The organism is Paenibacillus sp. FSL W8-0187 (assembly GCF_037969755.1).
Taxonomy (GTDB): domain Bacteria; phylum Bacillota; class Bacilli; order Paenibacillales; family Paenibacillaceae; genus Paenibacillus_AQ.
In genome coordinates, this window is the sequence record NZ_CP150206.1 from 2,516,598 (window position 1) to 2,542,289 (window position 25,692).

The window sequence follows — 25,692 nt, forward strand, 5'->3', positions numbered from 1 at the left end:
TTCTTTGTACATTCAATATACCATGGATCAACTTCATCTGCCAATGGACTTGGAGGATGACATTCCTCCCCATCATCTTGTTCGCATCGTCAATGAAGCGGTCAACCGCTTGGATGAGCGCATCTTTTCGGCCGCTTATCCCGGTGGCGGACGAGACAGCTACCATCCCAAGATGCTCACCAAAGTCATCATTTACGCCTATACGCAGCGAATCTACTCCTCTCGTCAGATCGCCAAAGCCGTCCGTGAGAATGTCATGTTCATGTGGCTTGCTGGGAGACAGCGCCCGGACTTCCGCACCATCAATCGCTTTCGTTCCGAGCGTATGAAAGATGTGCTGGAGTTCGTCTTCACGAGCGTGCTTCAGTTTCTTGCCCAGGAAAAGTACGTCAATCTGGAACACTATTTTGTCGACGGCACCAAGATCGAAGCCAATGCCAACCGCTATACGTTCGTCTGGGGCAAAGCGGTCGTCAAGCACAAGGCGAAGCTGCAGGAGAAAGTCCAGACGTTGTTTTCAACTATCGAAGAGGCTGAGAAACAAGAAGAACATGAACGAGTGGGACAAGACCTCGCCGAACTCGGCGAGTCGTCCGCGTGGACCAGCGAAAGGCTAGAGGTTGCTGTTCAGCAGTTGGAAACGAAACTGCAATCCCGGCCCAAGGACAAACCCCTGAAAAAAGCGGTACGCTCGCTCCGCAAAGATTTGCTCCCGCGTTTGCAAAAATATGAGACTCAACAAGAGACTCTCGGCGACCGGAACAGCTACAGCAAAACCGATCCCGACGCCACGTTCATGCGAATGAAAGAAGATCACATGCGTAATGGTCAGCTGAAGCCAGGCTACAATGTTCAGATCGGAACGGAAAATCAGTTTATTGTCGGTTACAGTCTTCACCAACGCCCGACGGATACGCGCTGCTTAAAGCCACATTTAGAGAAGGTCAAAGCCGCTCTGGGAAGACTTCCGAAAACGTTGGTCGCGGATGCGGGATACGGCGGGGAAGAAAATTACGCTTACTTGGAAAGCGAGGAACTGGAAGCATTAGTCAAGTACAGCACGTATCATAAGGGAAAATCAAAGAAGTGGCAACAAGATATCAGCAAGCTAGACAACTGGCAGTACGACGAAGCGGAAGATACATGGACGTGTGCGGTAGGCGAAAGCTGCAGTTTCGCTATGAAAGTAAGGAAACGATGGAAAGCGGATATGAAATACGGAAGCGACACTACCGAAGCGTGAGCTGCGAAGGGTGTTCATTCAAAGCAGCTTGCACGAAAGCCCAAGGGAACCGGGAAATCAGCGTAAGTCTCAGGTATCTTCGTTACAAGCAGCAAGTGAGAGAGAAACTTCGAAGTGAGGAAGGCTATGCGTTGTCGGTGCGGCGAATGGTCGAGCCGGAGAGTGTATTTGGGCAGTTGAAGAATAACCGGGGATTCCGGCGATTTCTGCTTCGAGGACTGACGAAAGTGAGCCTAGAGGTCGGATGGCTTTCGCTTGCCCATAATCTGCTCAAGCAAGAGGCAATGGACCGAAAAGCAAGAAATGGCGGTGCAAGGATAACATCCTGAGCACCGCCATTTCTTCATTTGACACATTTTTTAATCGGACGAACCGCCCGTCAAGTGAGCAAACCTACTTATGGGACAGCTCCTTTGATTAGGCTTGACTCCGTATGGTTAATTAATCTTCCAATGTACCTGCCGGGCCAAAGAATTCATAATGAATCCGGTCGGAAGGTACCTCCATGGATTTCAGTTGACTGTTAACGGCACGCATGAACGGAACCGGACCGCAGAAGTAGAAGTCGGCTTTCGCATCGACGGTTTTGCGAAGGAAATCAAGATCAATATAGCCTGCTTGGTGGCACTGATCCTCGGATTCCGGCTGTTCATAAATGACGTAAGAGGTTAGCTGCGGATGCTTGGAGGCGAGTGCATCGATATGAGACTTCATCGCATGCTGACTACCGCACTTGGCCGCATGGATAAAGGTTACTTTCCGGCCGGGTTGATTCAGCAGTACGGTTTCCAGCATAGCCACCATCGGGGTCAAACCGACACCGCCGCTGATCAAGGCAAGCGGAAGGTCACTGTCCGTATTCAGGGTAAATGTACCGGCCGGAGCCGTGACCTCGAGAACGGTCCCAACCTCAGCCTGACGGTGCAGCCAAGTGGAGACGATGCCGGCAGGTTTTCCTTCTAACTCATCCTCACGCTTGACCGTTATTCTGTAGTAAGGCTGACCTGGTGCGGACGAGAGACTGTAATGACGATTATGATAATAGGTTTCACCTTCAGGTTTTACCCGGAGCGTAATGTATTGACCGGGTTCATAAGCGGAAATCTCACCGCCATCTTGTGGGACCAGATAAAAGGAAGAGATGACAGAGCTTTCTTCCACCTTCCGGTCAATCACGAAATTACGGTATCCGCTCCAACCGCCGGTCTCGTTCGCGGCTTGTTGGTACATATCTGCTTCAATGCCGATGAAGACATCGGCAATGGCGCCGTAAGCTTCGCCCCAGGCCTCGATAATTTCGGGTGTTGCGGCATCTCCCAGCACTTCTTTCATGGCGGCGAGCAGTGTTTCGCCGACGATTGGATAATGCTCGGGCAAAATGTTTAATGCCCGGTGCTTGTGTCCGATCTGCTTAACAACCGGCACGATCGCTTCAAGACGGTCGATATGGGCTGCGGCGGCGTACACGGCATTGGCAAGGGCAAAGGGCTGTTTTCCTTCTCGTTGATTCGCATGGTTGAATATGTTAAGAAGCTCCGGATGATGATGGAATAATTTTTGGTAAAATGCAGTCGTGATTGCCGTTCCATGAGTTTCAAGAACAGGAACGGTCGATTTAACGACTTCAATCGTATGCTGGCTTAACATGTGGACTCCCCCTGATTCATAAGTCGAATTCGTGTTCAATTTAAGTATAGATAAGGGAAGAAAGGGTACTTGTGATTTTGGTCACATCGGATTTAGCGAATATGTGAACAGAACAGCGATATTTTTAAGGAGGAGAGTTCTGAAAGCGGGTTTTTTTACATATTTCATATATATATTCCAGTTCATTCTAGCCAGCTGTTTAGCTTGTATGCCAACTGTGTTATAATAATATTAGCAGTCTAATTAAAACGAGAAAGGATCAGGATACCATGTGTCCCCGAAGGACGAATCCCCAAAGGACGATTTGGAAACGTTATGATCTCTCATACACATAGCTTCCTTCGTAGAGCGAAGTCGGACGTCAGAAGACAAGGACGGTCTCTCACGAAAGGATGGGAACTATGGTTCGAAGGATGAACTCCTCCAGGTTGCCTCTATGTAGAGATTGGCCTATGTCTGACCAATCTACTACGACAAGAGGGATCCTGTATGAGGAAAAGACAAAACACAATTATCACGATGTCGGCGATGTTGTTCGGAACGTTTTTAATGGCTTTTACGTATTATCACATTAATTTTCACAATCATTTAACTGAAGGCGGCTTTGTCGGCCTTGCGCTGCTTGGCAAATATGCGCTTGATATTCCGCCTGCATTAAGTATGGTCCTCATGGACATACCGGTTCTGCTGATTGCCTTGTTTATCAAAGGTCGGAAGTTCATTATCAATACCGTTGTTGCGGCGAGCATGTTCACGTTGTTCTACGCATTGATCGAGCGGTATTCCACGCTTGTGATCGATCTGAATCATAACTTGCTGGCAGCCGCGCTGCTGTCCGGTTTATTGACGGGCTTTGGTGCTGGTATCGTGCTTCGCTATGGCGGGGCGACAGGCGGTGACGACGTGATCTCCGTGCTGTTCAGCGAGTGGAGCGGGCTTAAGGTAGGGACGGTGTTTTTCCTAATGGATGCCGTAGTTCTGCTATTATCGCTATTCTACATGCCATTGGTTGAAACCTTATATACTATATTAGCCGTATCGATTGCCGGACAAGTGATCACCATCACAGTGACGTACGGTACCGAGAAAACGGAAAAGAAACCGATTCGGAAGGCGGTCCGTGCCCCAAGCACTCCGGTTACTCCGAAGACAGCGCAGCCAACTGTTAGCGGCCGTTCATAATACGGTCCAACTAAGAGAAGCTCACCCGCATGCAGGGTGAGCTTCTTTCGTATTCTATGATGTTGTTAAGATTACTCCTCGTCTTTGGGATGATTCTCATCCCATTCCTGTGCCTTGGCGGTGGCGATAGCGATGGCACGTCCTTCGTCGTAGTCTTCCTCCAGCAGGGCATTGGCAATTTCCACGGCTTTATTCCTAACTCGCGGCTCTAGATTTTTCATGGATGGCGGATAATCATGTTTGTTCCAAGGCATATTGCGATCCCTCCAGTTCAACTGTTATTCGTATGTAGTGTATATTACCCCGTGTAACCAAATTGAATAAGCGTGTTCAATGGCACAAAAAAAGTGCATTGCCCCCTGAAGGACAATGCACTTGGGATACTTCGATTTATTCAAACAGCTGCAAATACTCGCCATAACCTTCCTTTTGCATCTCTTCCTTCGGTACAAACCGCAGTGCCGCGGAATTGATGCAGTAACGAAGTCCGTTCGGTCCAGGACCGTCATCAAATACATGACCGAGGTGCGAGTCTCCTTTTTTGCTTCTTACCTCGGTACGGACCATCATATGGGTGAGATCCATTTTTTCCTTGATGTTGTATTCGCGAATCGGACGGGTGAAGCTCGGCCATCCGCAGCCGGCATCATATTTGTCCGTAGAGCTGAAGAGCGGCTCGCCGGATACGATGTCCACGTAAATGCCTTCTCCGTGATGGTCCCAGAACTCATTGTGGAACGGAGGTTCGGTTGCGTTATTCTGGGTTACTTCATATTGGATCGGTGTCAGGCGCTGTTTAAGCTCGGCGGGGTCTACCGAATCCGACCAATGCTGCTCAATGAAATCCTCGCGTCCCGAGCCTTTGCGGTAGCGTTTGTAATGGCTCGGATTTTTCTTGTGATAATCCTGATGGTATTCTTCAGCTTCATAGAAAGTGCTGGCTGGTATGATGGGCGTTACGATCGGCCCGTCGAATCGTCCGCTGGCAGCTACCTCTTCTTTGGATTGTTCGGCAAGCTTGCGCTGCTCCTCCGTATGGTAAAAAATAGCGGTCCGGTAAGATGTCCCCCGATCATGGAATTGTCCGCCCTCATCCGTAGGATCGATTTGCTGCCAGAAGAGCTCAAGCAGTTTTTCATAAGGAACACTTCCGGGTTATATGTGATTTGAACGGCCTCGTAATGACCCGTTGTATCAGAGCATACCTCTTCATAGGTCGGATTTTCCTTATGGCCGCCCGTATAGCCGGAAACGACCTTCAGAATGCCCGGCAGCTCATCAAAAGGAGAGACCATACACCAGAAGCAGCCTCCCGCAAAGGTAGCCAATTCACTTGGGGTTGAACGATTATTCATCTATTATCCCTCCATCGTTATAACATTTTAAATGTAAGTCTTACTCTATATTATAATCATTTTGGTCAGGGAAACCAAAACAATGCTCCATTTAATTCAGTCTCCCTTTATACCACCGGATAGCGGCCAGACATAATGCGGTAACTAGCATGAGTCCACCCGCGATACTCGCAAAGAGGAGCGGATGATCGGCAAACCCGCTGCCTAGCCAAGCATACAGGAGAATCGCAGGGATTTTACCGATGGCTGAAGCGGTTGTGTACGTCCAGAATGGTATGGATGCGACACCTGCATAAATATTGACGGCCATTTGCGGTATGATGGGCAGTAGGCGCGCGAGCAGGATCGACTGAAAGGGGCGCCGTTCGACCACGGCTGTAAACCTATTGACAGCCGCATATTTACTGAGCAGTCGCCTGCCGGGCTCCTGGTACAAGGACCGTACAGCCGCATACAGGATGACGGCCGCTATCGTGGTTCCGAACCACGAAATGGCGGCAGCCCAGACGGTTCCATATGCATAGCCAAGAATAGCGATGATGACTTTGTAGGGTGCAATGGGAAATAAGGCAAGCAGGGTTGCCAGTAGGATCATCAGGTAGAGTGGGGGATTTCCTCCTAACCAGTCCATGATTTCTTGTCGGTATGCAAAAGCCAGCGTCAGTGCTGTTGTATAAATTGCGGGTATGATCCATCTCTTCATAAAGAATCCTCACTTTGCGAAATTCAACCAGAATAGCACCATGATAGCAAAAAAACAGGAATACTGCCCACATTTGAGACAGCTAAGCATCGTATCTAGGGTGGAAAAAATTGAATATACAAGCGATTTTTCATATGTTATAATATGTCCAACCGAATAGTTCCCAAAGGGGAGTAGCTTCATAAGAAAACCTTCTATCGTGGCCTTTTCAAGGATGAGCGACCGCGATTCAAAGGTAGGTTTTCTTGCGATATAGAATTTTATGGGCTCACTGATAACTTATAAAATCTATATCGTAAGTAAAGTCGTCATTACGGGATTAACCATCCCCGGCTTTATTGGCAACGATTATGTTGTTTAGCGAGACCTTTGCCTGATTTATTTATGAATGAGGTGGAGGTCTATTTTTGCGCCCAAAAAACGCTGTAGACCTTATTAACTAAGGCAACAGCGTTTTTTTTGGATGGAGGACATCGGTAGGTAAATCTAAAAAGAATGAAGAAAGGATGGGAGAAACATGGATTTGATGTCGATGGAATTTTGGACGGCGCTGCTATCAATTGTCCTCATTGACCTTGTGTTGGCAGGCGATAACGCGATTGTTATCGGGCTTGCCGCTCGTAATGTCCAGAAAGCGGACCAGAACAAGGTCATCCTGTGGGGTACCGTCGGAGCGATTATCATTCGTATCGTGGCCACCCTCCTCGTTGTACAGCTCTTAATGATCCCTGGCTTACGCTTGATCGGTGGGTTTGCTCTGTTGTGGATTGCCTACAAGCTGATAGTGGATGAGAAGCAGCATGAAATTTCCGCTGGCAACCAGATGTGGGCGGCAATCCGTACGATTATTATTGCGGACGCGATGATGGGACTGGATAACGTGCTTGCTGTAGCTGGCGCTGCTGGGGAAAGCTTCATGCTTGTTATTATCGGACTTGCGATTTCGGTTCCAATTATGGTGTGGGGCAGTACCATTATCCTGAAGTTGACGGATCGCTTTCCAATTATCATTACGATCGGTGCTGCGGTGTTAGCCTGGACCGCATCAAAGATGATTGTGGAAGAGCCGATGATTCACAGCTGGTTTGCCAATGGCGTTCTGAAGTATGGTTTTGAAATTCTCGTTATCGCCATAATCATCAGTCTTGGAACTTGGATGAAGAAGAAGAATGACCAAAAAGCGAAGAGCAACCCGGTACAGGTCAAGATGGTCGACTAGTCTAGACTTTGTATGAGCTCAAAGTAAACGGTATAATGTCTTCATGAACGAAGAGAGCGCCGAAGCCCTTTTCGCATGAGGAGGGGTAATACATGGAATTCACGGAAAAATCCGTAGAAGAACGGATTGCGGAATCATACCGTCAGGACGAGGATATGATGATCCTCGTTTTTGCCCAGTGGTGTGTGAATCACGGACTGGACCCAGCGGAACTGTACCGTAAGGCATATCCGAATCAGCCGGATAATGAGCGGCTGGCGCGGGTGCTGGAATTAACGGTGCCCAAGGAAGAAGCTGGTGAAATACCGGATCAGACCCTACTTGGTGTCCTGTCGTTATTTGGTAATGAAGACTTGGCTATCGTTGTAGCCGAGGCAGCGGCCACGCTAGGCCCTGATAAGAAGTAAATGTGGAATCATGGCATATCTTACATGTGATTCAAGAGAGAAGCGGGTCGACCAAGGAAAAACCTTGGTCGACCCGCTTTTTATCGCACAGATAGGACGGCTCAATTTGACGTTCGACTGGCCATGCGGAATTGTTTAGGCGAAACGCCGAATCGGGAGCGAAAAACGCGGTGAAAATAAGTATAGTTGGCAAAGCCGGAAGTTTCGGCGACATCCTCCAGCGAAAGTGGGCTGAACACAATTCGTTCCTTGGCCATGCTCAGGCGAACGTCCATGGTGTATTGCATGATGGTAGTGCCAAACGCTTCTTTGAACAGATGAACTGCCCGGGAGACACTGATGCCGACATGGGCAGCGACATCCTCCAGCTTGAACATCGAGGAGGCATTCTCTTCAATGTAATTTTTCATGCGGTAGGCTAAATACGTCTTGGGCGTGGTCGATGGCTGCTCCGATAACAGGCGATCCACTTCGAGGCACAGAATTCGTACCGTGTAATCCGAAATCTCCGGATAAGGATCGGATACACGACGCTGCTCCAGCAGAATTTGCCGAAACAGACTCAGGTAACGCTCTTCCAGTGGAACCCGAATTTTGGTTGGGCGTTTCTTGGAATTCCACCACGCGTCAGCCCATGCCCCCTTAAAGAAAATATGGTAATCTCCGCTTTCGATGGTTAATTCACCCAAAGCGTTATATTCGTCATCTATTCGTAGTTCATAAGGTTGTCCTGGCGTGAAGATTAACAGATCCCCTGCCTCAACGAGTGACAGCTTGTCATCAATTTTGGCACGGCATTTGCCGTCGGTCTGCCATCGCATCAAGTAGGTATCGAAACCGTCAGCCAGGGACATCTTGAAAGGTTTACGATGAAATGAGAAATCCGCTGCTACGACTTGGTTGGAAAGATTTGAATCCATTGCTAAAGTCCCCTTTGAAGAATAAGAAAATAATGACCAGATTGTTCATGTTTTAATCATATTCTTCATTTTAAACGAAAGCATAAAAGAATACCATGGTACTAGTCCGAGCGCATCTAAACACTCAAGGAGTGACAGCGATGAAAAAAATGAAAGCAGGTATAATTGGCTGCGGAACTATCAGCGGCGTATACTTCACGAACTTAGAGAACAGCCCTTGGGTTGAAGTCGTGGCATGTGCTGACCTTATTCCGGACAACGCAAAGAAAAAGGCCGAAGAGTTTAACATCCCGAACGTGTATACCGTCCAGGAGATGCTTGCACAGACTGACATTGAGTTTATTATTAATCTGACCATTCCGGCCAGCCACGCCAATGTGGATATCGCTTCCCTGGAAGCAGGAAAGCATGTGTACAGTGAAAAGCCGCTGGCGATTACCCTTGAGGAAGCTCGCCGTGTGCTAAATATGGCAGATCAAAAAGGACTTCGCGTAGGCTGCGCACCCGATACGTTTTTGGGCTCCGGCGTACAGACGGCTAAAGCCGCTATCGAATCCGGGCTGATCGGCAGACCTGTTGCCGCAACTGCGTTTATGATGGGTTCAGGACCGGAAGCTTGGCATCCTAATCCTGAATTTTTTTACGCGTCGGGTGGAGGTCCAATGATGGATATGGGTCCTTATTATGTATCGGCCCTGGTAGAGCTGCTTGGTCCTGCAAGCCGGATCAGCGCATCCACAGGCATCCAGATTCCAGACCGCGCCATCGGCTCTGGACCGCGCCAAGGACAACCGATCACGGTTCAGACTCCAACGCATTTGGCAGGAACGCTGGATTTTGAGAACGGAGCCATTGCAACCATGATTACCAGTTTTGATATCTTTGGCGGATCGAATCTGCCTTGGATCGAAATCTATGGCACGCAGGGAAGCCTGAGTCTCGGGGATCCGAACTTCTTTAACAGCGAAGTGAAGCTCCGGAAGCACGGCTCCGATGAATGGGAGCTGCTTGACCCTGCATTTGAATGCGGAAAGAACGAGCGGGGGCTCGGTATCAACGATATGATCCAATCGATTCATGAGCAGAAGGACCATCGCGTCAGTGCCCGTTTGGCATACCACGTGCTGGAGATTATGCAGTCGTTCCAGCAGTCTTCGCTGGAGGGCAGACATATCGTTCTGCAAAGCACATACCGCTACGGCAAACTTCCGGCGCCGCAGCAGATAAACAAGGTGGAGTAGCGAACTGGCAGCCCGGTTCATATTCTTGTACACTGGTTATGAACGACATGCAAACCAGCTTCTGACGGATCTGACAGGATGATGAGTTCTTGGCTAGGATCCGCATGAAAGCGTTGCACTAATATTTGGAGAGTTTTCAAAATGATCAAATGCCTATGGGGAGGAAATGGACATGTCGAAAACACTGAAGATCGGAATTATCGGTTGCGGGGGAATCGCCAATGGCAAGCATATGCCGAGCTTGAAGAAGCAGGCGCAGGCCGAATTGGTAGCTTTTTGCGACATCGCTCTAGAACGCGCGCAGAAGGCGGCTGCCGAATACGGGGTTGAAGGCGCGAAAGTATACACGGATTTCAGAGAACTGCTGCAAGACGGCAGCATCGATGTCATTCATGTGTGTACGCCGAACGATTCGCACTCCGAGATTACGGTTGCATCTTTGGAAGCAGGCAAGCATGTTATGTGCGAGAAACCAATGGCGAAAACCGTTTCCGAAGCCAAAGCCATGCTGGACGCCGCTAAGCGTACAGGAAAAAAACTTACCATCGGTTACAACAACCGTTTTCGGGATGATAGCATGTATCTGAAAGAGGTCTGCGAGGAAGGCGAGCTGGGCGAGATCTACTACGGTAAAGCACTAGCTGTTCGCCGCCGTGCCGTTCCGACCTGGGGCGTATTCCTTGACGAAGAGAAGCAAGGCGGAGGTCCGTTGATCGATATCGGCACCCATGCACTGGATTTAACCTTGTGGTTGATGGATAACTATAAGCCGAAGAGCGTGCTTGGATCTACGTTCCATAAACTGGGTCAACGCGAGAATGCGGCGAATGCGTTCGGTCCTTGGGATCCGAAGGAGTTCAAGGTAGAGGATTCGGCATTCGGGTTCATCACGATGGAGAACGGCGCAACGATTATTCTGGAATCCAGCTGGGCTCTTAACGTCGTTGAGACGGGCGAAGCCAAAGCCGTCCTTGCGGGTACGGAAGGCGGAGCTGACATGAAGGACGGTTTGCGTATTAACGGCGAGAAAATGAGCAGATTGTATGAAACCAAAGTGGATTTGAATGCTGGCGGCGTCGCGTTCTATTCCGGTTCCAAGGAAAATGATGCGGACCGTGAAGCCAGAATGTGGCTGGAAGCCATTATTGAGGATAAGGATCCTGTGGTTAAACCGGAGCAAGCGTTTGTTGTAACGCAAATTCTGGAAGCGATCTATGAATCGGCGAAGACAGGAAAAGCGGTTTATTTCGATAACTAAATATTACATCATTACTAATACTCATTACTAATACTAAGGTAAACCAGGAGGTATACAATGAAATTAGGCGTATTTATGGTATTGCTGAGCGGACGTAAATTGGAGGATGCTTTGGACTATGTGGCATCCAAGGGGCTTAAAGCGGTTGAGATCGGAACAGGCGGTTATCCGGGTAATGCGCATTGCAACCCGGTCGAGCTGCTGGAGAATGAAACCGCGCTGAAGAACTTCAAAAATGCGGTGGAATCCCGTGGGTTGATTATTAGCGCACTGAGCTGCCACGGCAATCCGCTTCATCCGCAAAAAGCAATCGCGAAAGAGTTTCATGACACATACGTAAAAACGGTAGAACTTGCCGAGAAGCTTGAAGTACCTGTTGTTAACACATTCTCCGGCTGCCCAGGCGACCATGAGGATGCTAAATACCCGAACTGGCCGGTTGCGCCTTGGCCTAACGACTACCAAGAGATTCTGACTTGGCAATGGGATAACAAGGTCATTCCTTACTGGACCGAATGGGGTAAATTTGCCGCAGACCGCAATGTGAAGATTGGTTTGGAATTGCACGGCGGCTTCTCCGTCCATACGCCAGGCACGCTGCTCCGCTTGCGTGAAGCTGCAGGCGAAGTGATTGGGGCCAACCTGGATCCAAGTCATATGTGGTGGCAAGGGATTGATCCTGTTCAAGCGATTCAAATTTTGGGCCGCGAAGGGGCGATCCACCACTTCCACGCGAAGGATACAAGCATTGACCCGATCAACGTGAACAAGCACGGTCTGACCGATATGCAGTCTTATGCCAACATGCTGGATCGCGCATGGCAGTTCCGCAGCGTAGGCTATGGACATGATGTGAAGGAATGGGCTGATATGATGAGTGCCCTTCGTCTGGTTGGATATGATTATGTCGTAAGTATTGAACATGAAGATGGATTGATGTCCATCGAAGAAGGCTTCTCCAAAGCGGTGCAAAACCTTCAGCAAGTGCTGATCGAAGAGCCGCTTGGGGACATGTGGTGGGTCTAACAGCGTAGAGTAAGCCGAATAAGCAATTAGGGGGAACAGCAACATGCTTAACGTAACCATTTGGAATGAATTCGTACACGAGAAAATCCATGACGAGGTTCGCAGCGTTTACCCGACAGGGATTCATACAGCATTGGCGGAGGGTCTGCAAAATCCGGATTTTGTCATCAGAACGGCAACGCTCGACCAGCCGGAGCATGGATTGACGGACGATGTACTGGATTCAACCGATGTGCTGTTGTGGTGGGGGCATATGGCTCATGACCAGGTTAGTGATGAAATCGTAAACAAGGTCGTTAAACGCGTGCAGGATGGGATGGGGCTGATCGTTCTTCATTCCGGACATTTTTCCAAGCCGTTCAAAGCGTTAATGGGTACGAGTTGTGATTTGAAATGGCGCGAAGCAGGGGAACAAGAGATTATTTGGAGCGTGAATCCAACGCATCCGATCGCGGCGGGAATTACAGGTCCGATCATCATCGAGCACGAGGAAATGTACGGGGAATTCTTTGATATTCCAGCCCCAGATGAGCTGGTATTTGTCAGCAATTTCGAAGGCGGCGAAGTATTCCGGAGCGGTTGCACGTTCAAGCGCGGTCATGGGAACATTTTCTACTTCCGTCCGGGGCATGAGACCTATCCAACCTACTACAACCCCGAAGTGCTGAAAGTGATCACCAATGCGATTAACTGGGCTTATTCCACGGCAGGCAAGCAAACCTTCGGCAACAGTCAGCCGGTTCGTGCGCTTCCCGTTTTAGTCTAAGCTATGAGCAGCATTTTTTAAAAAGCAATGAGTTCACGAGTCGTTCAGGGTGTAGTCCTTGAGCGGCTCGTTTTATCGTTAACGATGAATGTTTACGGAAATGTTTTTGCCGGCTAGGGATAGAATATACCTAAGTATGGGGTATTGTATGATATACAAGAAGGGGGGCTGTACACATGAGTGAAGTACAAAGCGCACCTGTAGATCCCGCAACCATCGCCATATGCCAGGCCAAGCTGGCCCATCAACCTGTTGAGGGCTTCCTGCTCGGAAGAGGAGTCCGCTTCGCAAAAATTATGTTTATTGGAGAAGCACCCGGGGCCCATGAGGTTCTGGAAGGCTTACCTTTTGTAGGGCAGGCCGGACAAGAGATGAACGCCTACCTGGAACGCCTGAACCTGACCCGGGAGCAAGTGTATATTACCAGTGCCATGAGAAGCAGGCCTTATAAGGAAAAGGTAATCGTGAGGTCCACGGGCGAGAGTGTCATCAGCCGTTCCAATCGCACACCGACGAAGGCGGAAATATTGGCCCATGCACCTTTGCTTGATGAAGAGATTCGATGGGTTCGCCCGCACATTATCGCACCCATGGGAAATACGGCGCTGCACCGGTTAATCGGAAGCCATGAAACGGTGACATCGCTGCACGGCAAACTGATGGAGGGGCCGGTCCAGCAAGCAACCGATCCGGAGAATCCAGATAGGGGTTATATGTTCTCGGCGGAAACCTATAAGATATTCCCTCTATTCCATCCAGCGGCGGTACTGTATAATAGGAAATTATCCACTTGGATCGAGAAAGATTTGGATATTTTGGCTCGTATATTATGGGATAAGCGCTGATTTTATGGGAAAAAGGGGCTAGGTGGTTTTCAGTTTCTCGGAAATGTGCTAAAATGAAACATACTTACAATTCGTAAGTTTTCTAGATTTTTAATTAAGCTTATGAATTTCTATAAACAAGGTGACTTCGTAAAGAGGTGAAGGGATATGGAAGTTACAAATGTTACGATGTGTCCCCGTTTTGAATCTGCATTTTCTTTTCTGGGCAAACGGTGGAACGGTTTGATTATTCAAACGTTGATGAGCGGGCCTAAGCGCTTTAAGGATATTTCGAATTTGATTCCGTCCATGAGCGATAAGATGCTCTCTGAGCGGATGAAGGATTTGGAATGCGAAGGCATTTTGATTCGTCATGTTTATCCTGAAACACCGGTACGTATTGAATATGAACTGACTGAAAAAGGCAAGGCACTTCGTCCGGTGATGGAGCAAATTTCATTCTGGGCGGAACAATGGGTCGAAAGATGAGTCATCTTAAGACTCCCCTTGATGATTAAACCCTGGCATGAGACATCCTCATTTCAGGGTTTTTTTCTAAATGGAAGTATGATTCCTGTTTCTTTACGGTAAGAATAGGTGGACATGCACCAAGCGGACGCAGCTGCTATATGATGTAAATAACCCAGCAGCATATCAAGGAGGCGAGCCTATGACCAAGCGAACGTATATCTCCCGTTTTCATTATGGACAAGAGGACATCTCAGAACTTGAAAACGCTTCATTAAAAGTGCTTCATATTTTTGAGAAGACCAAACGGATGCTGAGCCAGTATGTGCCGGATTCCTTGTGGTTAGCTGCGTCTGGAACAAGCCCGGAATCTGCAGAATCCGTTAGCCATAGCGGTGCCGATGCTGTTGATATGTTTCAGAAATGGGTCAAAGCCCCCGGCGGATGGAAGTTCATTGGTTATGAAACCGATCGATTTCATGCGTCCACCGGGCAGAATATAGGACGAACGGGAAGATTTCTGCAGATGATCATCTGGTCACTCTATGAGAAAATCGTAATGCTGCATCCTTTCCTTGGCAGCGAGCCGTTTTTTGACGGGGAAGAGCTGGATGTGATCGCAAATTATTTTGTGCCTACGTATATCAGCGCCGTACCGTTGGTGGAACAAGGAAAAGCCTTTAAGACTATTCAGGCGGGCATCGTTCTATATCAGGAGCATATCCAGGCACCTGCCGTCATTATGCAATCGGATCGAGGCTTATTGGAGGGGAACTGGATGACCGGGGTGAACCTGGACGCGAAGGGATTTGCCGGGATTCGCCCTTATTTGAAAGTTCCTAGCGGCGAACGAGCCTATATGGAAGCCGATATTATATAGAGAGCAAGCCTCCTCATAACCTTGTTCGATGTGGACAGGGTTATTTGGCATTTTTATTTTAAATTTTAATGATTTATGTGAAATATATCACAAAAATTAATGCGATCAGACGATATAATTTATGTGAAAGCAACGGAATGCCACGATCTAGATAAATGTGTTGGGGAGGAATCAATCGATGTCCAATATAAAGAGAGAAAAGTTAGTTGTCATTGGCAACGGTATTGCCGGGATTAGTACGGTCGAGCAAATCATTAAATTGGGTGGGAATTTTGACATCACCGTCATTGGACAGGAGCCTCATCCGAATTATAACCGCATCATGCTGTCGTATGTGTTGGAAGGCAGCAAAACCTTGGATGATATTGTATTGAATGATTGGAAATGGTACGAGGATAACCACATCACTCTGCACACGGATGCCACTGTAACTGCCATCGATGGGGAACGCAAGGTCGTGACCGCCAACAACGGATTGACTGTGCCTTATGACAAAGTCATGATAGCAACGGGCTCGAAGCCCTTTATTTTACCCGTGCCGGGCAGTGACAAAGAAGGCGTTATCGGTTTCCGAAACATTGCCGATTGCACGCAGATGCTACAAGCCGCTAAGGCGTACAAGAAAGCGGCTGTCATTGGCGGGGGACTTCTGGGTCTGGAAGCTGCCAAGGGATTGGTCAGCCTGGGCATGGAGGTGACGGTTGTTCATCTCATGCAGGATTTGATGGAGAGCCAGTTGGATTCGATGGCATCCGGCATGCTGAAAAGGGAGCTTGAACAGCAGGGTATCAACTTCTTATTAGGCAAACAAACAACCGAAATATTGGGAGATACCAGAGTTACGGGACTCCGCTTCAAGGATGGGGATGAGCTTGATGCCGACCTGGTGGTCATGGCAGTGGGCATCAGAGCGAACACCGAGATTGCTAAAGCGAGCGGGATCGAAGTGAACCGGGGAATCGTCGTTAATGATTATCTTCAGACTTCCTGGCCGGATGTGTATGCGGTTGGCGAATGCTGCGAGCATCGGGGCGCATGCTACGGCCTGGTTGCACCGTTGTTCGAGCAGGGACAGGTATTGGCGAAGCATCTATGCGGTGTGGAAGGCAAGCCTTACGAGGGAAGCATTGTATCGACGAAGTTGAAAATCAGCGGTGTGGATGTATTCTCTGCCGGAGAATTCATGGAGCAAGCCGAGCACTCGGTGATCACTGCAAAAGATGATTGGCGCAAGACCTATAAGAAAATATTAATTCGCGACAATATCATCGTTGGGGCGATATTGTTCGGAGATGTGAGCGATTCGGCAAGCCTTCAATCCATGATTCGGAAAAAGACAGCCATGACGGATGAGATTTACGATTCGATCATGGGTACTGACAGCGCAGGAACAGGAAATGGCAAGGCATTTTCACTGGAGAAGATGCCCGATGATGAAATCGTGTGCGGCTGCAACGGCGTAACCAAAAAAGCCATTGTGGATGCCATTACTCTAGAAGGTCATACGACAGTGGATGAGATTAAAGCTTGCACAGGAGCTACCCGCTCGTGTGGCGGCTGTAAACCTGTCGTGGAGCAAATACTCCAGAGCGTATTGGGCGATGGCTTTAAGGCGGCAGGCAAACAAGGCATATGCTCGTGCACAACGCTTGATCGGGACGAGATTGTCGCCGAAATCCGTGCCAAAGGACTCAAGACAACGAAAGAAGTCATGCATGTTCTAAACTTCAGCAATCCGGAAGGCTGCTCGAAATGCCGCCCGGCCATTCATTACTATCTGGCGATGCTGAACCCGGTAACCCATCAAGAAGAGAGGGAATCCCGTTTTGTCAACGAACGGATGAACGCCAACATTCAGAAAGACGGCACGTACACGGTCGTCCCAAGAATGTACGGCGGCGTTACCACACCGGAGGATTTGAAGAAAATCGCGGATGTATCGCTTAAATATAATGTGAAGGTTGTAAAGGTAACCGGCGGACAGCGTCTGGACCTCATCGGTGTTAAGAAGGAAGATTTACCGAGCGTTTGGGAAGAGCTCGATATGCCGTCGGGTTATGCTTATGCCAAATCGCTGCGGACCGTGAAGACCTGTGTAGGTTCCCAATTTTGCCGTTTCGGTACGCAGGATTCGATGGGCATGGGGGCATTCCTAGAGGAGAAATTCGAAAGACTGGATTTCCCGGCGAAATTTAAATTGGCAGTCAACGGGTGTCCGCGAAACTGTGCCGAGTCGTGCACGAAAGATATCGGGATCGTAGGCAATGACGGTGGATGGGAAATATTCGTTGGAGGCAACGGCGGAACGAAGGCACGTCTGGCTGATTCGTTCTGCAAAGTGAAAACGGATGAAGAGCTGGTCGAAATCTGCGGAGCCTTGATGCAGTATTACCGTGAAACCGGCAAGTACCTGGAGAGAACATCAGAGTGGGTAGAGCGCTTGGGACTGGAACAAATCCGAGCGGTTATCCTGGACGATACCAAGCAGCGTAAGGAACTGGTGGAGAGAATCGAGCTTGCCTTGCAGCAAGTCGAGGATCCGTGGAAGAAAGTGCTGAACGACGAGAAGCTGCGCAATACGTTATTTGAGGATGCAAAACCGGTCAGCAGCAAATAAAAGAGGGAGGAATCTACTTCCTCTTGCCGCCTGAACATGGAGAGCTTTTCGCAGTATGGATGGGGATAGAAAAGAGAAGTGGAGGTCGAATGTTATGGAAATCAAAAAATTTATTATGGTAGGGAATGAACATGATTTTCTATCACAGATCGGAAGGGTGGTCCAACTCGGAGATCGGGAGATTGCCGTCTTCCGGACTTCGGATCATCAATGGTTTGCGCTGGACAATCAAAGCCCTCATCCCAAAGGTGGGCCACTCTCGGAAGCCATCGTATCCGGGCACTACATCTACGATCCGTTATATGACTGGAAAATCGAGCTTTCAACCGGGCTCGTACAGGCTCCGGATAAGGGTCAGGTTCGTGTATACCCGATTCGCGCCGTGGACGGGAAGGTTGAAGTGGGTGTTTAAGGCCAGCAATCGCATAATAAACAGACGAAATCAAGGGGTGGTATCCCATGTTTAAAACAGATGTGGAAGCCGTTGTCAATGCCGCCGTCGGTAAAAAAGAGCAGATGAATCATAATCTGCTGCGCTATATGGTATCGGCTATGCTGGCCGGCGCGTATGTCGGCATAGGGATTGTATTAATCTTTAAGCTGGGGGCGCCGCTCGCAGCTGCCGGTTCACCTTTCCAATCCCTCGTCATGGGAGCTGCATTCGGGATCGCGCTCACGTTGGTGGTGTTCGCCGGGTCAGAGCTGTTTACTGGAAATCACATGTTTTTTACGATAAGCACATTATCCGGACGCACGACGATGGGGGATACGCTGAAAAACTGGGTACTCGTGTTTATCGGCAATCTGGCTGGAGCGATTCTGCTCAGCTATCTGGTGTATGCTTCCGGCCTGTTCAATGGCCTGCCGCCGGACCATCTCATCTTCACGGCTGCTGCCAAGAAAATGAATGATCCGTTTATGGAGCTGTTCTTCAGAGGCATCTTGTGTAACTGGCTTGTCTGTCTGGCCTTGTGGATGGGAATTCGGGCCAAGGGAGAAACGACAAAGCTGATCTTAATATGGTGGTGTCTGTTTGCCTTCATTGCAACAGGGTACGAGCATAGCGTAGCTAATATGACACTTCTGACACTCGCGACGATTTTACCGGGGCATCCCGAGACCATTTCCATTAGTGGATGGATCAGCAACATGGTGCCGGTCACGCTGGGGAACATCCTTGGCGGCGGATTGTTTGTAGGGATGGCTTATTGGTTTATCTCGTCGGGAAAAGGGAGCAAGCAAAAGTAGGTTTTGTAGGCGACATCGATGAGAAGGAGCAGTTCCGTAAGCAGGTTTGCTCACTTGATAGACAGCCGAAAAGAAGGGGGTGTCCCAAAAGATCTTAGATCTGGCGGAATGCCCCCTTTTCCTGTGAGGAGACGCTCCGTGTACGAATCGATCCTCCCGATCGCTGATATGAACGAGACCTGTCAAATAGCAGTTTGTAACTCCCTTGTTTTTCCCAATCCCCCTTTATACAAGAGAGGGTGTGAAAACTGAACTAGAAGGCAAAAGCTATCAACGGTGAGCAGTCTGATATCCGCGGGTTTTGTATACCGCATGTTTTCTCTCCGTCTGCAGAGAGTGCACCACGAACTGTTGTCGTGCGTCGTTTCCTTTGGAGGGATGGCACATAGCGATGGACGTGGATTCTCTCTTACGGCTTTTCCCTTTGCCTTCTAACTCAGTTTTTCATCTTCCACCTGTTTTTGGGGGAACGGGATCACCTTGAATACAATACGACTAGATTCCAATAGGAATGGTGATCACCTATTTATCCTTTTCTCTTCAAGTTCTCGGGCAATCGACCAAATAAATCCACTTAGTTCACGCGCCACGGCCACAACTGCTTTGCCACTAGGCTTACCCTTTGACAGCATTTTCGTGTATTTTCGATGTAGTCGATGCTGTGCCTTCCAGGATATGGCCTGAATTTCAGGAGATTTTCCTTGTTGACGTTTCTTTAACTCTCCTTGTAGCGCAGGTTTATAGCGGTAACTCCAAGCGGATTCGACCAATAAACGACGAAGGTGGGTATTCCCCGATTTCGTAATGTTTCCCTGCCATCGGCTTTGGCCACTTGAGTATTCCCTCGGCACCAAACCTGTGTACCCCATGAAAGCCTTCGCATTACCAAACCGGGTAAATGAACACACTTCCGCTACGATTCCTGTTGCTGTCGTTTCAGCTACTCCACGTAAGGTTTGAAGGGCTTGTATTAAGGGGGCGTGGTGCCCTTCCGTGGCTTCTTCGTGAATGGCTGCTTCCATACGCTTCAGACGTTCTTCATTTTCATCCATCTGATGCAGCATTTCCTGCAGAACCAAACGTTGAGAAGCGGACTCGAATGGAATACGTCCTAACCATAACCGGTATTTAGCCGTCCAACGGCGAAGTGGCTCTTTAGGTGCAATCTGATGACGAAGGAGAAACTTCCCGATCCGCTGCCGGATTCGAGCTCGATCTTCCTTAACATCTTCACGCATTCGTACCAAATCACGAAGCGCTTCTTCCTCTGGAGTAGGTACATGCACACGTGTTAATTCACCTGCTCGAAGTAATTGTGCCAGACGCATCGAATCCCTACGATCCGTTTTTACCCGTTCTCCTGGACGACTAGGCATAAGTGATGGGGCGATAACAATGCAGTCATATCCATGTGCAGTTAGCAAACGAACTAAAGGATATCCTGTTGGACCTGCCTCGTAACAAACGCTTAATTCATTGGGTTGGCCTAACTTCCTCAATACTTTCAAGATGTGATACTCGGTATGAGGAATCGTGCCCAAATACCGAGCGCCTTCTCTTCCTGGATCAGCTACAGATACAGCAATATTTTCCTTCGACACGTCTAAGCCTACGTATTTTATGGTATCCTTCATAGTACAGACTCTCCTTTGCAATTTAGCTCTGATTTTGGTTTTGGTTTAGCTTCTACTACACCATTATTCCCAAAATTAACCTAAGATGTTGCAATTACGGGGAGTCTGTCTCGTTCATGATAACTGTTGCCCCCAAATTTCTTGAAATGGTACTAGGCAAGGATGAAATTCGGGGACAAAGGCGACCGCTCTCGCTTGTCCGGAATCGTTTCGTCCTCTCCGCTACGTTGTGCGAAAACATACTCTAGACATACGAAAAGAAACCGTTTCTTGGTAAAATGGAAGTGCGACCCACCATCTACGAAAGGAACAATTTCTTTGTACATTCAATATACCATGGACCAACTTTATCTGCCAATGGACTTGGTGGATGACATTCCTCCTTATCATCTTGTTCGCATCGTCAATGAATCGGTCAACCGAAGTGGCAACAAGATATCAGCAAGCTAGACAACTGGCAGTACGACGAAGCAGAAGATACATGGACGTGTGCGGCTGGGCGAAAGCTGCGGTTTCGCTATGAAAGCAAGGAAACGGATGGTAAGGGATATGAAATACGGAAGGACACTATCGAAGCGTGAGCTGCGAAGGGTGTTCATGCAAAGCTACTTGCACGAAAGCTCAAGGGAACCGGGAAATCAGCGTAAGTCTCAGGTATCTTCGTTACAAGCAGCAAGTGAGAGAGAAACTTCGAAGTGAGGAAGGCTATGCGTTGTCGGTGCGGCGAATGGTCGAACCGGAGAGTGTGTTTGGGCAGTTGAAGAATAACCGGGGATTCTGGCGATTTCTGCTTCGAGGACTGACGAAAGTGAGCCTAGAGGTCGGATGCCTTTCGCTTGCCATAATCTGCTCAAGCAAGAGGCAACGGACCGAAAAGCAAGAAATGGCGGTGCAAGGAGATAACATCCTGAGCACCGCCATTTCTTTATTTGACACATTTTTTAATCGGACGAACCGTCCGTCAAGTGAGCAAACCTACTTATGGAGACAGCTCCTTCTTTAACGATATACGAACGAGATGTTTTGGAGGCTTTACCTCCAAGCCAAGCAGATGAAGTGGAACCTAATGAGTAAACAAAGAAATCGTTCCATTGGTAAATGGTGAGTTGTCCTTCCATTTACCAAGAAACGGTTTCTTTTTGTGTACCTTGTCTTCCAAATCCTTTACCGATGTTCCACCAGGTCAATCGCACCAAGCACAATATGAGCCAGTCCGAAGCCGAGAATACCGGTTGCGGCAAGTTTATACTTGCTGCCAAGCAGAGCGGCACCCGAAGCAGAAACCACAGTTCCAAGAACAGCAGGAATCAATCCTTCACGCATGCTGAGCACTCCCTTTAATTTGGTTTGGAAAGACAAGGTTTATTGTAAGCAGATGACTGTATATTATGCACAGAAGGGAGAAGGCCGATTAAATCCGGCAGATTTCGTTCGGACACAGCTCGCAATGGCAGATTTCCTGCAGCATCGGAAGATCTTTAATGACAATCATTCCGCCGGCATATTCGATGGCATCTTTTTTGCGTAAGTCACTCAGCATCCGGTTCACGCTTTCGCGGGTGGCCCCAATCATGTTCGATAGATCGGTGTGGGTAATCTTCTTGTTGATGAGAATGGTATCATCCGCTTGATGCTGTCCGTAGGTGTTGCTCAGACGGATCAGTGTCGATGTTAAAGCACCGGGCTTACCGTACATCATGAGATCCCGGAATTTGGTCTGGGTGATGCGGTGGTGTATGCCCATCCACTTCATAAAATCAATGGCGAAGTCGCAATGCTGACAGATCAGCAGCTCCAGATCCTTGTGCTCGATGACACCGACAACACTATCCTCCAGCACCTCTGCCGAGAAACTGTGATTGTTGCTGAAGAATGGATCGGCTTGCCCGACCATGTCTCCTGGATGGTACATATATAGAATGAGCTCTTTGCCTTCATCAGTCGATTTGGTTAATTTAATTCTTCCTTGTTTAACGTAGTACAGCTTGTCGGCAAAGTCGCCTTCCCAGAACAAATGGGATCCTTCAGGGAGTACCCTTTCCTTCATGCTGACCAGCAGACGGTTGCGGTTTTGTTCCGAGAAGCACTGCGTGTTCCCTAAGTTTTCGATTTCCATTACATGGTCTACAGTAGTATTCATGTTGGTATCCCCTAACATCCTAAAATTTGATCTGTTTAATCTTTAAATACATTATAACGTGAAAACATTCACTTTTGGGGGAGAATAAGAAGGAAATCGTGGCAAATTTTCAAACTTTGTGATCTCTTTCACTTAAAAGGAGGGAAAGACAGGCATAAATTACACAGAAAAGAAAAATATTTATATTGTGAAATATTTCACATGAATTTAGAGAAGGCTGTGTTACGATCAAAGCGTAGACGAGAAAGAAACATGAACCATGGGAGGATGAGAGATATGGCTGTGAGCAAAGGAACGGTTGAAGTTAAAGGACAAACAGCATCGGAGTACATTCAAGGGCTGATTGACAAGGCGAATCGAGCCAAAGAAAAGTTTATGGAATTGAATCAGGAGCAGGTCGACGGGATTGTACAGGCGATGGCCATGGCAGGCCTTGAGAAGCACATGCAGCTGGCGAAGATGGCGGTTGAGGAAACGGGACGCGGCGTGTACGAAGACAAGATTATCAAGAACCTGTTCGCCACAGAGTATATCCACAACAGCATCAAGTACGACAAAACGGTGGGTATTATTGAAGATAACGCCTATGACAGCTTTCAAAAAATAGCAGAGCCGATTGGGATTATCATGGGGATAACACCGGTAACCAATCCGACCTCCACAACGATATTCAAGGCGCTGATCTCCATTAAAACAAGAAACCCGATCATCTTCGGATTCCATCCTTCCGCACAGGCATGCAGCCGGGAAGCCGCGCTGATACTGCGGGATGCCGCCGTGAAACAAGGTGCTCCTGCCGATTGCATCCAGTGGATCGAAGCTCCTTCCATGGATAAAACCAATGCACTCATGAATCATCCTGACGTCGCCTGCATTCTGGCCACGGGCGGTTCGGCAATGGTCAAAGCGGCATACAGCTGCGGCAAGCCGGCCCTCGGCGTAGGACCAGGTAACGTGCCTTGCTTTATAGAGAAGAGCGCGGATCTGGATCAAGCAGTGAACGATTTGATTTTATCGAAGACCTTTGATAACGGCATGATCTGCGCTTCGGAGCAGGCTGTCATTATCGAAGAGCCTATCTATCATACAGTGAAGAAAAAAATGATTGCCAGCGGCTGTTATTTCGTCAACAAGGAAGAGCTGGCGAAACTGACTGCGCATGCGATGGTATCGGAGAAATGTGCGGTTAATCCGTCCATTGTCGGAAAGCCGGCAGCTAAGATTGCCGAGGCTTGCGGTTTCGAGGTACCGGAAAGCACCAAGATCCTGATTGCCGAGCTGGAAGGGGTCGGTCCGGCTTACCCGCTGTCCGCCGAGAAACTGAGTCCGGTTCTGGCCTGTTATAAGGTGAAGGATGCCGAGGAAGGCATAACACGCGCTGAAGAGATGGTTGCTTTTGGCGGCATGGGCCACTCGTCGGTGATCCACTCGCACAATGAGGACATTATTATGAAATTCTCGGATCGGATGAAAACCTGCCGCATCCTGGTGAACCAGCCTTCTTCGCAAGGCGGTATCGGGGATATCTACAACACGAACCTGCCATCGCTGACGCTGGGTTGCGGCTCGTATGGACGTAATTCCACTTCGTCGAACGTGACGGCTGTCAATCTAATCAACGTGAAAAGGGTGAACCGCAGAACCGTGAATATGCAGTGGTTTAAAGTACCGGACAAAATTTACTTTGAAAAAGGCTCCACGCAGTATCTTGCGAAAATGCCGGAAATCACCCGTGTTGCGATCGTTACCGACCCCATGATGGTGAAGCTGGGTTATGTGGAGCGGGTAGAGCATTATCTGCGTCAGCGCAGAGTGCCAGTGGCCATCGAGGTCTTCTCGGAGGTCGAGCCGGATCCTTCAACAACGACAGTAGAACGCGGAACGGAGATGCTTGCTAGGTTCCAGCCGGACTGCATTATCGCCCTCGGCGGCGGATCGCCAATGGATGCAGCGAAAGCGATGTGGCTGTTCTATGAATACCCGGATACGGACTTTAACAATCTGAAGCAAAAATTTATGGATATCCGCAAGCGGGTCTATAAATATCCGAAGCTTGGACGGAAAGCGAAATTCGTTGCCATTCCAACAACGTCGGGAACCGGCTCGGAAGTGACTTCGTTTGCCGTCATCACGGACAAAGGGCTGGGGAATACCAAGTACCCGCTGGCTGATTATGAGCTGACACCGGATGTGGCGATTATCGATCCGGAATTTGTATACACGCTGCCTAAAACAGCGGTAGCTGATACCGGTATGGACGTTCTGACACATGCTATTGAAGCCTACGTATCGGTGATGGCCAGCGATTATACGGATGGGCTTGCCATCAAAGCCATACAACTGGTGTTCCAATATCTTGAGCAGTCGGCGCTTACCGGTGACAAACTCGCCCGCGAGAAAATGCATAATGCTTCGACGCTTGCCGGCATGGCTTTTGCGAATGCGTTCCTTGGCATCAACCACAGTCTTGCGCATAAGTGGGGCGGCCAGTATCATACGGCACACGGACGCACCAATGCGATCCTGATGCCTCACGTCATTCGTTACAACGCCAAGAAGCCAACAAAATTCGCGGCATGGCCTAAATATACCCACTTTGTGGCTGATGAGAGATATGCTGAAATCGCACGGATTCTCGGGCTGCCGGCAAGAACAACGGAAGAGGGCGTAAACAGTCTGATTGGCGCGATCCGGGAGCTGAACAGCAAGCTCGGTATCGAAGAGTCGTTCCAGCAGCTTGGCATCGATCCTAAAGATTTCGAGAAGAATGTTGAGCATTTGGCGGACCGGGCTTTTGAAGACCAGTGCACAACGAGCAATCCGAAGCTGCCGCTGGTGACAGAGCTCGCAGAAGTTTACCGCAACGCATTCTACGGTCGGTTCTAAATAGGATAGGCTCTGAATGCCGATCATG

Annotated in this window: 22 protein-coding genes and 2 pseudogenes; 16 read left to right on the top strand and 8 right to left on the bottom strand. The window is 48.8% G+C overall.

What is annotated here, in order from left to right; translation table 11 throughout:
* Window positions 1-4: 4 nt before the first annotated feature.
* Window positions 5-1,572: pseudogene (locus MKY48_RS11130) on the top strand (IS1182 family transposase).
* 112 nt (window positions 1,573-1,684) lie between these two features.
* Here the strand turns inward: MKY48_RS11130 and hmpA are convergent.
* The gene (gene hmpA, locus MKY48_RS11135) at window positions 1,685-2,890 is read right to left on the bottom strand and encodes an NO-inducible flavohemoprotein (RefSeq protein WP_339292927.1); all 1,206 of its coding nucleotides are present in this window, start codon (window positions 2,888-2,890) and stop codon (window positions 1,685-1,687) included.
* 489 nt (window positions 2,891-3,379) lie between these two features.
* Here hmpA and MKY48_RS11140 point away from each other — a divergent pair, with 489 nt between their 5' ends.
* On the top strand, window positions 3,380-4,072 hold the full coding sequence (locus MKY48_RS11140; protein ID WP_076320829.1) for a YitT family protein: 693 nt from the start codon (window positions 3,380-3,382) through the stop codon (window positions 4,070-4,072).
* 71 nt (window positions 4,073-4,143) lie between these two features.
* Here the strand turns inward: MKY48_RS11140 and MKY48_RS11145 are convergent, their stop codons facing one another.
* The 3 genes and pseudogenes from MKY48_RS11145 to MKY48_RS11155 form a co-directional block, all read right to left on the bottom strand.
* Window positions 4,144-4,326 (bottom strand): hypothetical protein, encoded by a 183-nt coding sequence (locus tag MKY48_RS11145; protein ID WP_076320830.1) that lies wholly within the window; start codon window positions 4,324-4,326, stop codon window positions 4,144-4,146.
* A 136-nt stretch (window positions 4,327-4,462) separates the two neighbouring features.
* Window positions 4,463-5,427: pseudogene (msrA, locus tag MKY48_RS11150) on the bottom strand (peptide-methionine (S)-S-oxide reductase MsrA).
* Window positions 5,428-5,518: 91 nt separating this feature from the next.
* Window positions 5,519-6,130: a VTT domain-containing protein gene (locus MKY48_RS11155; protein WP_339292928.1), complete on the bottom strand. Its 612-nt coding sequence runs from the start codon at window positions 6,128-6,130 to the stop codon at window positions 5,519-5,521.
* 517 nt (window positions 6,131-6,647) lie between these two features.
* On the opposite strand from MKY48_RS11155, the gene MKY48_RS11160 reads away from it, so the two are divergent.
* Both MKY48_RS11160 and MKY48_RS11165 read left to right on the top strand, forming a co-directional pair.
* Window positions 6,648-7,349, top strand: coding sequence for a TerC family protein (locus tag MKY48_RS11160; protein ID WP_339292929.1), 702 nt, complete (start codon window positions 6,648-6,650; stop codon window positions 7,347-7,349).
* A 92-nt stretch (window positions 7,350-7,441) separates the two neighbouring features.
* Window positions 7,442-7,756 (top strand): hypothetical protein, encoded by a 315-nt coding sequence (locus MKY48_RS11165; RefSeq protein ID WP_076320834.1) that lies wholly within the window; start codon window positions 7,442-7,444, stop codon window positions 7,754-7,756.
* A gap of 101 nt (window positions 7,757-7,857) precedes the next feature.
* Here MKY48_RS11165 and MKY48_RS11170 read toward each other — a convergent pair whose 3' ends face one another.
* Complete coding sequence (locus MKY48_RS11170) at window positions 7,858-8,676, bottom strand: AraC family transcriptional regulator (protein ID WP_076320835.1); 819 nt, start codon at window positions 8,674-8,676, stop codon at window positions 7,858-7,860.
* 140 nt (window positions 8,677-8,816) lie between these two features.
* On the opposite strand from MKY48_RS11170, the gene MKY48_RS11175 reads away from it, so the two are divergent.
* The 10 genes from MKY48_RS11175 to MKY48_RS11220 all read left to right on the top strand — a co-directional run bounded on the left by MKY48_RS11175 (window position 8,817) and on the right by MKY48_RS11220 (window position 19,004).
* Entirely contained in the window at window positions 8,817-9,917 is a 1,101-nt protein-coding gene (locus MKY48_RS11175; RefSeq protein ID WP_339292930.1) for a Gfo/Idh/MocA family oxidoreductase, read from the top strand.
* Window positions 9,918-10,089: 172 nt separating this feature from the next.
* Window positions 10,090-11,175 (top strand): Gfo/Idh/MocA family oxidoreductase, encoded by a 1,086-nt coding sequence (locus MKY48_RS11180; protein WP_339292931.1) that lies wholly within the window; start codon window positions 10,090-10,092, stop codon window positions 11,173-11,175.
* Window positions 11,176-11,232: 57 nt separating this feature from the next.
* Window positions 11,233-12,201, top strand: a complete 969-nt coding sequence (locus tag MKY48_RS11185; RefSeq protein WP_076320838.1) for a sugar phosphate isomerase/epimerase — start codon at window positions 11,233-11,235, stop codon at window positions 12,199-12,201.
* A gap of 43 nt (window positions 12,202-12,244) precedes the next feature.
* Window positions 12,245-12,967, top strand: coding sequence for a ThuA domain-containing protein (locus MKY48_RS11190; protein ID WP_339272084.1), 723 nt, complete (start codon window positions 12,245-12,247; stop codon window positions 12,965-12,967).
* Window positions 12,968-13,143: 176 nt separating this feature from the next.
* Window positions 13,144-13,812: a uracil-DNA glycosylase gene (locus MKY48_RS11195; protein ID WP_213645198.1), complete on the top strand. Its 669-nt coding sequence runs from the start codon at window positions 13,144-13,146 to the stop codon at window positions 13,810-13,812.
* Between the two features lie 147 nt (window positions 13,813-13,959).
* Complete coding sequence (locus MKY48_RS11200) at window positions 13,960-14,280, top strand: helix-turn-helix domain-containing protein (protein WP_076320841.1); 321 nt, start codon at window positions 13,960-13,962, stop codon at window positions 14,278-14,280.
* A 181-nt stretch (window positions 14,281-14,461) separates the two neighbouring features.
* Window positions 14,462-15,139, top strand: coding sequence for a hypothetical protein (locus MKY48_RS11205; RefSeq protein WP_339272085.1), 678 nt, complete (start codon window positions 14,462-14,464; stop codon window positions 15,137-15,139).
* 178 nt (window positions 15,140-15,317) lie between these two features.
* Window positions 15,318-17,756, top strand: coding sequence for a nitrite reductase large subunit NirB (nirB, locus tag MKY48_RS11210; RefSeq protein WP_339292932.1), 2,439 nt, complete (start codon window positions 15,318-15,320; stop codon window positions 17,754-17,756).
* A 94-nt stretch (window positions 17,757-17,850) separates the two neighbouring features.
* Entirely contained in the window at window positions 17,851-18,168 is a 318-nt protein-coding gene (nirD, locus tag MKY48_RS11215; protein ID WP_339292933.1) for a nitrite reductase small subunit NirD, read from the top strand.
* Between the two features lie 47 nt (window positions 18,169-18,215).
* Window positions 18,216-19,004: a formate/nitrite transporter family protein gene (locus tag MKY48_RS11220; protein WP_339272088.1), complete on the top strand. Its 789-nt coding sequence runs from the start codon at window positions 18,216-18,218 to the stop codon at window positions 19,002-19,004.
* Window positions 19,005-19,522: 518 nt separating this feature from the next.
* Here the strand turns inward: MKY48_RS11220 and MKY48_RS11225 are convergent.
* Complete coding sequence (locus MKY48_RS11225; protein ID WP_339292934.1) at window positions 19,523-20,638, bottom strand: IS110 family transposase; 1,116 nt, start codon at window positions 20,636-20,638, stop codon at window positions 19,523-19,525.
* A gap of 577 nt (window positions 20,639-21,215) precedes the next feature.
* Between MKY48_RS11225 and MKY48_RS11230 the strand changes: the two genes are divergently transcribed.
* Window positions 21,216-21,641, top strand: coding sequence for a transposase (locus tag MKY48_RS11230; RefSeq protein ID WP_339292935.1), 426 nt, complete (start codon window positions 21,216-21,218; stop codon window positions 21,639-21,641).
* A 161-nt stretch (window positions 21,642-21,802) separates the two neighbouring features.
* On the opposite strand, the gene MKY48_RS11235 is transcribed toward MKY48_RS11230, so the two are convergent.
* Both MKY48_RS11235 and MKY48_RS11240 read right to left on the bottom strand, forming a co-directional pair.
* Window positions 21,803-21,961 (bottom strand): asparagine synthase, encoded by a 159-nt coding sequence (locus tag MKY48_RS11235; RefSeq protein ID WP_071223816.1) that lies wholly within the window; start codon window positions 21,959-21,961, stop codon window positions 21,803-21,805.
* Between the two features lie 88 nt (window positions 21,962-22,049).
* A complete protein-coding gene (locus MKY48_RS11240; RefSeq protein WP_098742928.1) occupies window positions 22,050-22,778 on the bottom strand; it encodes a Crp/Fnr family transcriptional regulator in 729 nt (242 codons plus the stop codon).
* A 276-nt stretch (window positions 22,779-23,054) separates the two neighbouring features.
* Between MKY48_RS11240 and adhE the strand changes: the two genes are divergently transcribed.
* Window positions 23,055-25,664 carry a bifunctional acetaldehyde-CoA/alcohol dehydrogenase gene (gene adhE, locus MKY48_RS11245; RefSeq protein WP_076320847.1) on the top strand — a complete coding sequence of 870 codons (2,610 nt, stop codon included), beginning with the start codon at window positions 23,055-23,057 and terminating at the stop codon, window positions 25,662-25,664.
* Window positions 25,665-25,692 lie beyond the last annotated feature (28 nt).

Bases quoted from the DNA above. Each gene is read 5' to 3' on its own strand.
- hmpA (WP_339292927.1), bottom strand. From the start codon at position 2,890: ATGTTAAGCCAGCATACGATTGAAGTCGTTAAATCGACCGTTCCTGTT.
- MKY48_RS11140 (WP_076320829.1), top strand. From the start codon at position 3,380: ATGAGGAAAAGACAAAACACAATTATCACGATGTCGGCGATGTTGTTC.
- MKY48_RS11145 (WP_076320830.1), bottom strand. From the start codon at position 4,326: ATGCCTTGGAACAAACATGATTATCCGCCATCCATGAAAAATCTAGAG.
- MKY48_RS11155 (WP_339292928.1), bottom strand. From the start codon at position 6,130: ATGAAGAGATGGATCATACCCGCAATTTATACAACAGCACTGACGCTG.
- MKY48_RS11160 (WP_339292929.1), top strand. From the start codon at position 6,648: ATGGATTTGATGTCGATGGAATTTTGGACGGCGCTGCTATCAATTGTC.
- MKY48_RS11165 (WP_076320834.1), top strand. From the start codon at position 7,442: ATGGAATTCACGGAAAAATCCGTAGAAGAACGGATTGCGGAATCATAC.
- MKY48_RS11170 (WP_076320835.1), bottom strand. From the start codon at position 8,676: ATGGATTCAAATCTTTCCAACCAAGTCGTAGCAGCGGATTTCTCATTT.
- MKY48_RS11175 (WP_339292930.1), top strand. From the start codon at position 8,817: ATGAAAAAAATGAAAGCAGGTATAATTGGCTGCGGAACTATCAGCGGC.
- MKY48_RS11180 (WP_339292931.1), top strand. From the start codon at position 10,090: ATGTCGAAAACACTGAAGATCGGAATTATCGGTTGCGGGGGAATCGCC.
- MKY48_RS11185 (WP_076320838.1), top strand. From the start codon at position 11,233: ATGAAATTAGGCGTATTTATGGTATTGCTGAGCGGACGTAAATTGGAG.
- MKY48_RS11190 (WP_339272084.1), top strand. From the start codon at position 12,245: ATGCTTAACGTAACCATTTGGAATGAATTCGTACACGAGAAAATCCAT.
- MKY48_RS11195 (WP_213645198.1), top strand. From the start codon at position 13,144: ATGAGTGAAGTACAAAGCGCACCTGTAGATCCCGCAACCATCGCCATA.
- MKY48_RS11200 (WP_076320841.1), top strand. From the start codon at position 13,960: ATGGAAGTTACAAATGTTACGATGTGTCCCCGTTTTGAATCTGCATTT.
- MKY48_RS11205 (WP_339272085.1), top strand. From the start codon at position 14,462: ATGACCAAGCGAACGTATATCTCCCGTTTTCATTATGGACAAGAGGAC.
- nirB (WP_339292932.1), top strand. From the start codon at position 15,318: ATGTCCAATATAAAGAGAGAAAAGTTAGTTGTCATTGGCAACGGTATT.
- nirD (WP_339292933.1), top strand. From the start codon at position 17,851: ATGGAAATCAAAAAATTTATTATGGTAGGGAATGAACATGATTTTCTA.
- MKY48_RS11220 (WP_339272088.1), top strand. From the start codon at position 18,216: ATGTTTAAAACAGATGTGGAAGCCGTTGTCAATGCCGCCGTCGGTAAA.
- MKY48_RS11225 (WP_339292934.1), bottom strand. From the start codon at position 20,638: ATGAAGGATACCATAAAATACGTAGGCTTAGACGTGTCGAAGGAAAAT.
- MKY48_RS11235 (WP_071223816.1), bottom strand. From the start codon at position 21,961: ATGCGTGAAGGATTGATTCCTGCTGTTCTTGGAACTGTGGTTTCTGCT.
- MKY48_RS11240 (WP_098742928.1), bottom strand. From the start codon at position 22,778: ATGAATACTACTGTAGACCATGTAATGGAAATCGAAAACTTAGGGAAC.
- adhE (WP_076320847.1), top strand. From the start codon at position 23,055: ATGGCTGTGAGCAAAGGAACGGTTGAAGTTAAAGGACAAACAGCATCG.